Below are 11,550 nucleotides of genomic sequence, written 5' to 3'. Positions count from 1 at the left end.
CGCCACGCGCTGGTAGTCGAACATCAGCTTCGCCCGCTGTTTGGCTTTTACTCCGCCCTGACGGTGCCGAGCGCCGTCTATGGCAGTGACAGCGACTTTGCCGACGGCAAGCTCGTAGATTCGCTGGTTCTGGCGCGGGCCGGGCAGGCCGTGGATCAATTCGTTGCCCTGCTTTCAGCGCGCCAGCCGAAGAGCCAACCGGTCCGGGCGGCTTCGGGCTGACGGATAAAGTGCCAAGGCAAGTGCCTGATAGGCGATATATGGCCAAGGCGCGGCCCGTAAGCACTCCGCATTTTGCGCCTGAATAATCCCGCGGGCGACAGCGTGCCGTCTAAATCCGAATTCTTTTTTAAGCGCGAGCTGATTTTAAGAATTCCATTGCTATCTAAGTCTATAATATCAGTGAACTTTAATCCAACGCTCTTTGAATAGGGCGGGCAGTCGAGGGGTTTGCCCTCTGTTCAAAAGGATTAAGGCTCCATGCGAAAACTTATTTCCGCCGCCCTTGTCGGGCTTGCCATAGCGGCCACATCCGCTGCAGCGCATGCCGACGACAAGAAAGTCGTCATCGCCTACCAGACCGGTGCCAATCCCTACAATCTCGGCATTGCCAATGGCGATCTTGCCAAGAAAACCGGCTGGAACATCGAATACCGCCGCTTCAATTCCGGTGCTGACATCTTTGCTGCCATCGCATCCGGCGACGTCCAGATCGGCGATGTCGGATCAAGCCCGTTCGCCGCAGCCGTCAGCAGGGGCATCGACGTGAAGGCCTTCTACATCTCCTCGGTCTCCCGTGACGGAGAAGCCCTGGTGGTGCGGCCCGATATCAAGTCGCCAGCCGACCTGCGGGGCAAGAAGCTCGCGGCCGCGCCGGTATCGACGGATCATTACCAGCTTCTCGCCGTCCTCAAGCAGGAAGGCATTTCGGAGAAGGAAACCCAGGTCATCGCCATTCCGCAGCCCGAAATCGTCGCTGCCTGGAAGCGCGGCGACATTGACGGGGCCTTCGTCTGGGATCCGGCACTCTCTGAACTCAAAAAGGACGGCAAGGTTCTGCTCACAGCCGGCCAGGTCGCCGACCGTGGAGCGCCGACCTTCAGCGCGCTGGTCGTGACCGGCGATTTCGCCAAGGCCAATCCCGACTTCCTCGGCCAGTATGTCCGGCTGATCGACGGCTACAACACCGCCTACCTGAGCAACCCGGCCGCATGGGGACCGGACTCCGAGAGCGCCAAGCTGATCGCCAAATTGCAGGGCGGCACGGCGGCCGAGAATTCGGAGCAGTTGAAGACAACAGTGGTTCCGCCGCTCGACGAGCAGGTGTCCGACAAATGGCTGGGCGGTGGTGAGAAGAGCGCCGTTGCGAAAATCCTCAAGGACACTGCGGGCTTCCTGAAGGACCAGCACAAGATCACCGCCATCAAGGACAGCTACGCCGCGTTCGCCGATCCGGAATACGCAGACGCTGCCAAGGCCTCCAACTAGAAATCACCTGACGACATTCAGGTTCTGGCTGGCGGAATTCTCGCCAGCCAGACTGCTTGGAGGCCCACCATGCTTCGAATCCGCGATGCCAGCGTGACTTTTCCGGCCTCGGATGGCCAGGACGTACACGCGCTTGATCACGTCTCGCTCGATATCGCTCCAGATTCCATCGTTGTCGCGGTTGGTGCTTCCGGATGCGGCAAGTCGACATTGCTCAACGCGATCGCCGGCTTCCTGCCGCTCACCGAAGGCACGATCACACTGGACGGAAAAGAAATTGTCGCGCCCGGCGGCGATCGTGGCGTCGTCTTCCAGAAAGATACCTTGCTGCCCTGGGCCAATGTGCTGGACAATGTCGCTCTCGGCCTGAAATACCGGGGCGTGCGGCGCGGCGAACGCCATGAGCGATCGAGGCGTCTGCTGGAACTGGTCGGGCTCGCCGATTTCGCCGAAAAGCCGCCCTATGAACTGTCCGGCGGCATGCGCCAGCGAGTCGGCATCGCGCGGGCGCTGGCCACCGATCCGAAGATCCTGCTGATGGACGAGCCGTTCGGCGCCCTCGACAGCCTGACGCGCGAGACGATGCAGCAGCTTCTGGCCTCGGTCTGGGCCAAGACCGGCAAGCAGATCCTGTTCATTACCCATTCGATCGAGGAAGCCCTCACGCTCGGCACCACCATCGTTGTGATGTCGCCTCGACCAGGCCGCATCGTTGCCCGGTTCGACGCCGACTTCGTTCGCGACTTCGCTGAGAGCGGCGACATCGGGCCGATCCAGTCCCACCCGCGTTTCATCGAACTGCGGCAGGAAATCCGCTCGCTCATCCACCAGCCGGAAGGCGCCCGCACAGGAACCTTGCAATGACGCTCGCCGCCAATTCCGGAACCTCTTTTTCGTCTTCGATAGCTCAGCGCGCGCCGTCTCCCAAGACACGCCGGTCCGCTTCGACAAGCACGCTCGGCATCAGCCTGGTCACCCTGGCGTCGCTCATCGCCTTGTGGTTTTTGGCCACGCGCTTCGGCTGGGCGTCGCCGCTGTTCCTGCCGTCGCCCGCCGAGGTACTGACCCAGTTCAGCGCCGTCTGGGCCGATGGGTATGCCAACGGTACGCTCCTCGAGCACACACTCGCCAGCCTCGGCCGCATCGCCGCGGCGCTCGGTGTCGGCATTTTCCTGGGCATTCCGCTCGGCCTGCTGATGGGACTCAATCGCTGGGTCAAGGGCATCTTCAGCGTTCCGATCGATCTCTACTGGGGTCTGCCGCCTTTGGCCTACCTGCCGCTGCTGATCATCTGGCTGGGCATCGGCGAAACGTCCAAGATCGTGCTCCTGTCGCTGTCGACCTTCGCCCCGATCTGTTTTGCCGCACAGGCCGGCGTCCGGTCGGTGCCGGCCGAACGCATTAATGCCGCGCTGTCGCTCGGTGCGAGCCGGCTGCAACTTTTCACCAGCATCATCCTGCCGTCCGCGTTGCCGGAAATCATGACCGGCCTGAAGATTGCCATCGGCGCCGGATTGTCCACGCTGGTAGCGGCCGAGCTGATCGCGGCCCAGTCGGGCCTCGGCTACATGATCATGTCGGCGGCCAATTTCCTCGCCACCGACGTCGTCTTCGTCGGCCTCATCGTCATCGCCATTCTTGCCTTCGCCTTTACCAGCGGCATGCGCTGGCTGGAGCATCGCCTCATCCCCTGGAAGGGCAAGATCTGACGCTTGCCTAGACATTCCGCAATCGCTGAAGGAAACAATCCGATGTCCAGCAACACCCGTCCGCTCGACCTCTACTGGTATCTGCCGACCCATGGCGATGGACCGTATCTCGGCACGGACGAGCGGCACCGCCCGGCAACCTTCGGCTATCTCAGGGAGATCGCCCAGGCTGCGGACCGGCTTGGCTTCAAGGGCGTGCTCCTGCCGACAGGAACGCATTGCGAAGACGCCTGGATCGTGGCGGCCGGGCTGATCCCGCTCACCGAACGGCTGAGGTTCCTCGTGGCACTTCGGCCGGGCAGCGGAACACCGGCGCTGTTTGCGCGTCATGCGGCCACTCTGGACCGCATTTCCGGTGGTCGTGTCCTGCTCAATGTCGTCACTGGAGCCGACCCGGCCGATCTCGCCGGCGACGGCAACAAGCTCAGTCATGACGAGCGCTATGCACAGACCGACGAGTTCCTGACGATCTGGCGGCGGATCCTTTCGGGTGAGCCGGCGGATTTCGACGGCAAATATCTTTCCGCCCACGGCACCGACATTTCCTTCCCGCCGGTTCAGCGGCCGCATCCGCCACTCTGGTTCGGAGGCTCTTCGGATGCCGGCATCGCGATCGCCGCCAAGCACGTGGATACCTATCTGAGCTGGGGTGAACCGGTGGACCAGCTTGCCGAAAAGATCGCCCGCGTCAGGGAAGCCGCAGCGGCGCAAGGCCGCATGATGCGCTTCGGGCTTCGCGTTCACCTGATCGTACGCGAAACGGAGGATGAGGCGTGGGCGGCGGCCGACCGGCTGATCAGCCACGTCACCGACGACCTGATCGCCGAAGCCCAGAAGGGATTTGTCCACATTTCGGAATCCGTCGGCCAAAAGCGCATGTCGGCGCTCCATCAGGGCCGACGCGACCGGCTGGTCGTCGGCCCGAACCTGTGGGCGGGACCGGGGCTGGTGCGCGGCGGTGCGGGGACGGCCCTGGTCGGCAATCCCGACAATGTTGCCGCGCGCATTCGCGAGTATCAGGAGATCGGCATCGAAACCATCATCGCGTCCGGCTATCCGCATCTGGAAGAGGCGTTCAACGTCGCTGAATTGCTTTTCCCCAAACTCGGCCTGAATGGCGAAGCCGCACCCCAGGAGCGCAGCTGGGACGTCGAGTTCGGACGCCCCAAAGTCACCGCGTCCGCTTCGTGACGACCTGCCGACAGCGTCGGCCAGGGCGATGTCATGTGGCTTCGCGGCGGCGATCGGAGCGAGGCTGCGGCCAGGTCCAATGACACGGCTTTCGGGAAGTCGACCGAGAGCAAGTAGCGTCCTGGCTAACCGCCGGATAAAGTTAGGATAGGCCATATCCGGCCGCTCAAGCGAGCTCGGCTGGCGTTATCCCAGGGAGCCCTCCTGGGATAACTGCTATTGGGGCCGCGGCCGGCCCTCCGACGGCCTCAGGCGGTAACGAGATCGCTCACATCGGCCCCGGCACCATCTTGGTCGGCTGCTCCGGCATCGGGAATGCATAATTGTCGCATTTCACGTCCGGGTTCGTCGGGCTGAACATTCCGAGCGGGTTGTCCTTGAACAGCCAGGCGTGAAGGTCGTAGTGGTGGAACTCCTTCGGGATGAGCGGATAATGCCCCTCCATCGGCCCCTGGAATGTCTGGCCGAAGAGCTTCGGCGGCTCCTTGGTGTCGGGCGTCAAGGGCACGAGCCATTCCGCGCCGACCAGGCGCAATTCGCCGCCGACCGGCTCATAGATCAGCACATTGGGGCGCGTCGGATCCGCGGTCGGGCCGACAGTCGTGACGTTGACGAAATGGATGCCCATCGCGCCCTTCGGGTAGTCCATCGCCCCCTCTACCTTTTCGCCGCTGTAGAAGACGCATCCTACCGTCGATAGATAAAGCTCGCGAATGGCAACCTTGTAGTCTTCATACCTGGACAGCGATTTACGCAGGGCATCGATCTCGGCTTTGTCGGGTTCGGCCGCCCGAGGAGTGGCGGCGTTCAGACACGCGCCAACGAGACCTGCCAAGGTGAGGATACCGACACGCCTGAGGTGAGTTGTTTTCATCATGCATTCCTCCCAGATTTTTTTCTTCTGGCCGTGCAGGACCGAGGCGGCAGTGATGCTGGACGCGCGGCCGTAATTGATCGCCTCATCCCGGTTGGGACTGCGCCGATGCTAATCCTTTCCGCTGATCGGGAGAATTAACCCTGACGACCTAGGCCCGAGAGAGCCGACGGTGCGGAGACGGACGGTCGGGCCCACTTTGGACCCCATGCACTAGCGCCGGCGCAGCAGGCTCCTCATCCGGTTGCGCAGCAGGCGCGCCATGTTGCGGGTTTCGCGGTAGAGGTGAAGCTGCGACGCCGCCTGGCGGGCGGGGCGGTCGGCGTCCGGCGTCAGCCCGATCACCAGCGTGCCCATCGGCTTGCGTTCGCTCCACAGCCGGCTCATCACCGGATGGTCGGGCACCGCGCAGGAATCGGTCATCATGATGTTGGGGTCGTCGAGATGCTGCCTGGTCACCTCGATCATCAGCAGCGTGCCCGGCGAATAGGCAGCGAGCGTCTCGTCATAGGCGGTCTTCCAGGTGTAGGCGACGCCGGCCTCGACGAAGACGACCAGGCAGGCGATGGTGCGGCCGTCGAGCGTCAGCGAATGGATGCGGCAGAGATCCTGCTCGGCCAGCCGGTGCACCGCCTCGCGGGCGAAGGCGGCGCGGTAGCGGTCGATGGCCATGGCGGTGCGTTCGCGGCCTTTCCAGCCGGCAGCCTCCAGCGTCAGGAAATTTTCGATGGCGTGGCGGATCTCGTCAGGCCCGCGCGCCACGACATGCTCCAGCCGGCCGAGGTCGGCGAGGCGGCGTTTCAGGCGGCGGAACTCGCGATAATGGTGCGCGCGCAGCGAAGCTTTCAAATATTCCTCGCCATCGAGCTCGCTTTCGAGCACCTGGCGCTCGGCCTTGCCGGTGGTGACCAGCGTTAGGCCGCGCATTTCGGCGACGCTGGCGAGCAGGCTCGCCACCGGGCCATCCAGCCTTATGTCGGGCAGGACGAAGACCTTCGGCAGCTTGAGATGAGGCCTCGACAGCATCGCGAAGAAATCCTCGATGACGCCGATCGGATCGTCGCGGTCGACCAGGGGCGTGCCGATCGGGCCGAACGGGCTCGACCAGGTGCGCATGACTGGAACCCCGAGCGGCACCACCGGCCGCTCGACCGAGAACGGCACCAGCAGGCGCAGCCGGTTGCGATACTGGTCACCGTCGCGGATGACGGCCAGCCGCACCTCGCGGTCCTCCAGCCTGGGCATGGCCGGCGCCAGGAAGCGCGGATTGAAGAAGACGTTGGGCTCGATCGTGCGGGTGCAGAGATAGTCGAGCTCCTCGACCAGGTCGAAGCCGGCGGAGGCCGGATAGATGGCAAGCTTGCGCTCGGGCCGGTTGTTGGCGAGGATCTCGACATGGGCGGGGTCGGCTTCGCGGGCAAGCCCGGCAAGGCCGGACACCATGGCGCCGGCCGGGCCGCCGCTGGTTTCCTCGAGCAAGGGGACGGCAGCCATCAGGCGGCTCCTTTGGCGGGCACGAAAATGACCATGACGATGCCGAGCTTGCGCCAGACCGTGAAGGACAGCGCGCCGGCCTCGAAGATCATGGCGAAGACGGTGGCCATCGCTGCGCCCCACAGACCGAAAAGCGGGATCAGCACGACGCTAAGCGCGATGTTGAAGGCCAGCGTCATGGCATAGACAGCGGCACAGATATTCTGGTTGCCGCTCATGGTGAGCAGGCTTTCGCAAGGGCCGACGGCGGCCCGCGCGACGACGCCGAGCACCAGCAGGAACAGCAGCGGATAGCCGGCGGAAAATTCCGGGCCGAACAGGGTCAGCATCGGCTCGCCCAAGGCCAGCACCAGCAGCGCCATCGCCAGCGACGGCCAGAAAGTCCACGACACGGTTTCGCGGGCGAAGGCGGCGAGCTTTTGCGGCTCGCCATGGGTGAACTGCGCATAGCGCTGGGCGACGCCGGCCTTGACCGCGAAATAGACGAAATGCACCAGCGCCAGCGTCTTGACCGTGGCGAAATAGACGGCGACGTCGTTGGGATCGAGATAGGCGCCGACCATCAGCACGTCGGCATTGGTGAGCAGGAAGAAGAAGCTCTCGACCAGGAAGATCGGCAGCGAGACGATGAACCATTGGCCGAAATGCAATTTCATCGGTCCGGCTGGAATTCTTTTGTCGATGCGCGACGTCACGCCGATAAGCTGGCCGAGCGTGGTGGCGTAGGTGGCGGCGATGGCGGCGAAGATCGCCGTTCTGGCGTCCGGCGCATAGCCCGCCAGCAGCATCAGCGCCATGAACGCCAGGATCAGCAGCGGCCGCACCAGAAAGGTCGGCGACAGCGCAAACAGCGCCCAGGAATTGGCCCGCGCCAGCCCTTGCAGAAGGTCGGACATGGCGATCATCGGCAGGCAGATGATGCCGAGGATGAATGGCACGACATAGTAGTCTTCGATAAAGGGCGACAGTAGCCAGACGCCGAGCGCGCCGAGGCCGGCGATCAGCGTCGAGGCAACCAGCACGAACAGCCGGCTGGCCCGCACGATGCCGCGCAGTTCGGCCAGCATGCCGCGCTCGCGATATTCGGGAATGAAGCGGATGATCGAGGTGTGGAAGCCGAGGCAGGCGAGATTGCCGACGATGACCATCGTCACCCACACGAGCACGAAAATGCCGTATTCGAACGACCCCATCCAGCGCGCCATCAAAACCTGGCTGACGAAGGCGATGACGGCGCTGACGATGCGGACCGAAAAGGCGATCAGCGACATGCGACCGGCCTCGCCGCGCGCGCCGGCGCTGAACAGGACGGCATCGATCAGGCCAAGCAGCGGCCTGATGCGCAGCGCAAGGCGCTGCGGCAGGAACCGCCCGGCTGTCGTCGCCGCGGAAAAGCGCACCCCGATCAAACTCCGTTTTCCGCCAATTTACAGGATGTTGGTGTAGCGGAGACACATTAAGAAACGGTTGGGTGAGCTTTCCTTCGCCCCGTCTCTATACGGGGAGAAGGTGCCGGCAGGCGGATGAGGGGCGGCGCGCTGCTCATATTCATCATTCGCGCAACCCTTTACCCCGCTCGGTAGTGTCTCAGTTTGAAATACGCGGAAGCGCCTATCCCGTTTGCCCCATATGCGAAAACGCCTATATGCTTAGCGGAAAGCATGGCAGCAACAATGGTCTACACTGTCATCTGGTATGGAAGACAGGGCATCGTCGACAAGGTGATCTTCGACGACGAGAAGGCCGCGAAAGATCATGCAACCTCCATGTTCCAAACCCGAAAGGGTGACGATGGAATCGTGTCCGTTGAAGTTCGTAAGGACAACGGCGCTGTCGTTTTTAGCCATGCGGAGAACTAGGAGTGCCCACCGGACCTAAGGCCAGAAGCGCCCCGCCGACGTGATCGGCAACGCCGTCCGCGTCCTGCGCATTGCGACAGGCGAGAAAGCTGACGATGTGATTGACGACGGCAAGGACCCCACTGCCAAGGCCCTTGGCGCAGAGCGGAAAGAAGCGGCCGAGAATATGACGCCAGAGCGTCGCGCTGAGATCGCCAAAAAGGCTGCGGAAAAGCGTTGGGCAATCAGAAATAGCGCTTGCGTGTTAATAATTTAAACCATACGGTATGGTAAGATTCGTTAACACGGAGCTATCCACATGCCCCAAATGATTCCGACGCGCGTTCTCCGGGAAGAATGGGAGGTTCTACCGCGCCTTGAGTACCTGCAGCTTGAAAGGGCCAAGCTTCTCGTTGCTCGGAACATAGCCGTCGGCCCGGCGGCTGATGCGACCCTATTTTTCCCAGCCAATGCAGCCGGGACGTTCTCTTATCACTATGGCACCTTCTCGCTTCGGAATGAGTTTGTCGGAGCCGATTGGGTTCTTGACCGGACAAATGGTGTCGAAACAATCCGGAATGAGGCAAGGCGCATCAAGATCGTCTTTGCGAACGTCGACATCGCCTGCAGCGATCACCATGACCCGAAGCCGCGTTCCAGCAAGGGAGCTGGCGCGGAGCGCCTTTGCGCGGGCAATGACCTGTTTGGTGGCCTGCCTAGCTATGCTCCGGTCCATCAAGCCGACGAGAAAGGCTGGACTGTATACTACTTGATGGTTGCTCCGGACGGGGCGGCCGAATTGAGTTGTCCCGTTGTGAAGGGCGGTCGATTTACGCATTTTGTGGAGCGGCTTTTCCTCTCGGATGGCAGTGATCTGGATGCAGAGCCGAAGCTGTCGTTTGATAGCGATGATGTCGCCGATGATTTCGACCCGAAGGTTGCTCGCAAGAAGTAATCGTCATGGCATTCAATCCGAAAAGGCTCGTCCTCGCTCGGAAACGACGGCGGATGACAGGTAAAGGACTCGCTGAAGCTGCGGGGTTGTCCCCGATTACCGTTTCGCGCATCGAAAACGGAGAAAACGAACCCGACGAGATGAGCATCGGCAAGCTTGCCACCGCGCTGGACTACCCGGCAACCTTTTTCCACCTGGATGACCCTGACGAGCTTGATACGACAGCCGTTAGCTTTCGCAGTCTTTCAAAAATGAGCGCGAAGGAACGGGATGCGGCGATCAACGCAGGACGCCTGGGTTTGGAACTTAGTGATTGGCTTGAAGAGCAATTCAGCCTGCCCGACACCAACCTTCTCGACTTAAGCTATGAAACAGACCCGGAAGTGGCCGCCCGCGCTCTGCGCGGGTATTGGAATCTCGGCGAGAAACCAATCGGCAATATGCTTGGCCTGCTAGAGGTCCACGGCGTGAGGGTTTTCTCTCTGTCGGAAGCAACTAGCTCTGTCGATGCCTTTTCGTTCTGGCGCGACGAGAGGCCTTATATCTTTTTGAACAATTACAAGACGCCAGAGCATAGCATTTTCGATTCTGCCCATGAGCTATGTCATCTGGTGATGCACAGGCACGCTGGTGCGCAACGGTCACGTCTTGCCGAACGCGAGGCAAACCAATTCGCTTCGGCATTCTTGATGCCGGAACACGACGTGCGTTCACGTGTGCCCCGATTCATTACCGTAGATATTATCCTCCGTGCGAAAGCCCGCTGGCGCGTATCTGCGATGGCGATGGCGTATAGGCTTCATTCATTGAGCCTGCTCACGGAGTGGCAATACAAATCAGCCTGCATTGAACTAGGCCGCCGTGGCTATCGAACCGGTGAGCCGAACGGCATCGAGCGCGAAACGTCGGCGGTTTGGCGAAAGATTCTCGCTCATCTTTGGAGCGAGCGCATGACGAAACATGAGATCGCAGCATTGCTGCATCTGCCGCCAGACGAACTAGAGGGATTGATTTGGGGTTTGGCAGGACCGGTCGTTCGACCAGACCGCGACGATATTCTCGCGCCGCTGCGCATCATATGATGTGAGCGCCCGGCGCGAGGCTGTGCGCGACGAAACTCCCGGCCATCGACCTGATCGATGGCGACGGACTATGCGACCTGCTGAAGGACCAGAAGATCGGCGTGCAGGTGAAGATGGTTGAGGAAATGACTGTGGACGAAGCCGCCTTCGCGGGATTTTGGCGGGTCAAGCCTGCGGGACAGCGCCCCCTCTCTGGCCTGGCCTTCGAAGCCCTACAAGCCAAGCAATTGGCTTTTTGTCCGCTGCGCGGACCGCTTCTCACTCCGCTCGGGTGGGTAGGGAGATTGGCCAACCGCGGACGTCCCCGCTGCCCCTCATCCGCCCGTCGGGCACCTTCTCCCCGTAGAACGGGGAGAAGGAAGAGCCCCGTTTACATCCCCTTCATCGCATCACATGAAACATTCGGGTTCATGTCCGCGAACGCGCCGGTCGGGTTGCCCTTCCAGGCCCAGACATGCAGCTCGTAGAACGGGCCGAGGCCATAGCGGTTGGGCGCGCTGTTGAAGTTGAACAGATGTCCGTCGAGCGAGGCCGGGCCTTTCGAGGTGATGTATTCGACCGCCACCAGCTGCAATTTGCCGTCGGCCATCGGCTCGTACATCACGGCTTCGGGCTTGGCGACATCGACCACGTCATCCTTGAGGTAGCCGGGATTGACGTAGTGGATGCCCATGGCGCCGCCGGTGATGCCGCTGGCGCAGGGAATGGGCGCATAGCCCTCGGCGGTTGCCGCCGCCACATTCTCGAAGCGGCTGTTGGCCGCGCGTACCATGTCGGCCACGGATTGCCGTCCTTTGCCTGGGCCGCGGTGGCGGCGATCGACAGGATGGCCAGGGCGGCAAGGCGCCCGGTGCAAAGATTGATGTTCATGTTCTCTCCGGTTGTTTGAGGACGCGCACCGATCGGGTCTGCTCAACGC

12 protein-coding genes and 1 pseudogene are annotated in these 11,550 nt (G+C 62.0%); 9 read left to right on the top strand and 4 right to left on the bottom strand.

The features are described from left to right. The 5 genes from NKH30_RS24955 to ssuD form a co-directional block, all read left to right on the top strand. Positions 1-222 (top strand): NADPH-dependent FMN reductase family protein (locus tag NKH30_RS24955; RefSeq protein WP_502911515.1); only part of this gene is annotated, 222 nt, incomplete at its 5' end. Positions 223-480: 258 nt separating this feature from the next. Further along, entirely contained in the window at positions 481-1,488 is a 1,008-nt protein-coding gene (gene tauA, locus NKH30_RS24950) for a taurine ABC transporter substrate-binding protein (protein ID WP_352542464.1), read from the top strand. A gap of 69 nt (positions 1,489-1,557) precedes the next feature. Continuing rightward, a complete protein-coding gene (locus NKH30_RS24945; RefSeq protein WP_352471351.1) occupies positions 1,558-2,352 on the top strand; it encodes a taurine ABC transporter ATP-binding protein in 795 nt (264 codons plus the stop codon). Further along, complete coding sequence (locus NKH30_RS24940; RefSeq protein ID WP_352542466.1) at positions 2,349-3,197, top strand: ABC transporter permease subunit; 849 nt, start codon at positions 2,349-2,351, stop codon at positions 3,195-3,197. Before NKH30_RS24945 ends, NKH30_RS24940 begins: the two co-directional genes overlap by 4 nt. Before the next feature lie 42 nt (positions 3,198-3,239). Then, complete coding sequence (ssuD, locus tag NKH30_RS24935) at positions 3,240-4,388, top strand: FMNH2-dependent alkanesulfonate monooxygenase (RefSeq protein ID WP_352997415.1); 1,149 nt, start codon at positions 3,240-3,242, stop codon at positions 4,386-4,388. 268 nt (positions 4,389-4,656) lie between these two features. Here the strand turns inward: ssuD and NKH30_RS24930 are convergent, their stop codons facing one another. The 3 genes from NKH30_RS24930 to NKH30_RS24920 all read right to left on the bottom strand — a co-directional run bounded on the left by NKH30_RS24930 (position 4,657) and on the right by NKH30_RS24920 (position 8,156). Continuing rightward, entirely contained in the window at positions 4,657-5,265 is a 609-nt protein-coding gene (locus NKH30_RS24930) for a hypothetical protein (protein ID WP_352831695.1), read from the bottom strand. Positions 5,266-5,475: 210 nt separating this feature from the next. Further along, positions 5,476-6,756 (bottom strand): GNAT family N-acetyltransferase, encoded by a 1,281-nt coding sequence (locus NKH30_RS24925; RefSeq protein WP_352768002.1) that lies wholly within the window; start codon positions 6,754-6,756, stop codon positions 5,476-5,478. Further along, a complete protein-coding gene (locus tag NKH30_RS24920; RefSeq protein WP_352767999.1) occupies positions 6,756-8,156 on the bottom strand; it encodes a lipopolysaccharide biosynthesis protein in 1,401 nt (466 codons plus the stop codon). Before NKH30_RS24920 ends, NKH30_RS24925 begins: the two co-directional genes overlap by 1 nt. Before the next feature lie 261 nt (positions 8,157-8,417). Between NKH30_RS24920 and NKH30_RS24915 the strand changes: the two genes are divergently transcribed. Genes NKH30_RS24915 through NKH30_RS24900 form a run of 4 tightly spaced genes read left to right on the top strand, consistent with a single transcriptional unit; the run spans position 8,418 to position 10,631 of the window. Continuing rightward, positions 8,418-8,615, top strand: coding sequence for a hypothetical protein (locus tag NKH30_RS24915; RefSeq protein WP_352997414.1), 198 nt, complete (start codon positions 8,418-8,420; stop codon positions 8,613-8,615). A 40-nt stretch (positions 8,616-8,655) separates the two neighbouring features. Then, the gene (locus tag NKH30_RS24910) at positions 8,656-8,871 is read left to right on the top strand and encodes an RNA-binding protein (protein ID WP_352683016.1); all 216 of its coding nucleotides are present in this window, start codon (positions 8,656-8,658) and stop codon (positions 8,869-8,871) included. Positions 8,872-8,913: 42 nt separating this feature from the next. Beyond that, positions 8,914-9,549: a hypothetical protein gene (locus NKH30_RS24905; protein WP_352767993.1), complete on the top strand. Its 636-nt coding sequence runs from the start codon at positions 8,914-8,916 to the stop codon at positions 9,547-9,549. 5 nt (positions 9,550-9,554) lie between these two features. Further along, positions 9,555-10,631: a helix-turn-helix domain-containing protein gene (locus NKH30_RS24900; protein WP_352743845.1), complete on the top strand. Its 1,077-nt coding sequence runs from the start codon at positions 9,555-9,557 to the stop codon at positions 10,629-10,631. A gap of 370 nt (positions 10,632-11,001) precedes the next feature. On the opposite strand, the pseudogene NKH30_RS24895 reads toward NKH30_RS24900, so the two are convergent. Further along, positions 11,002-11,501 (bottom strand): annotated as a pseudogene (locus tag NKH30_RS24895) (hypothetical protein). Between the last annotated feature and the right edge of the window lie 49 nt (positions 11,502-11,550).

Origin of the sequence: Mesorhizobium sp. M1273 (assembly GCF_040318195.1) — a bacterium.
Taxonomy (GTDB): domain Bacteria; phylum Pseudomonadota; class Alphaproteobacteria; order Rhizobiales; family Rhizobiaceae; genus Mesorhizobium.
Note: the sequence above shows the minus strand (reverse complement) of the source record. Positions and strands in the feature narration are given on the sequence as shown.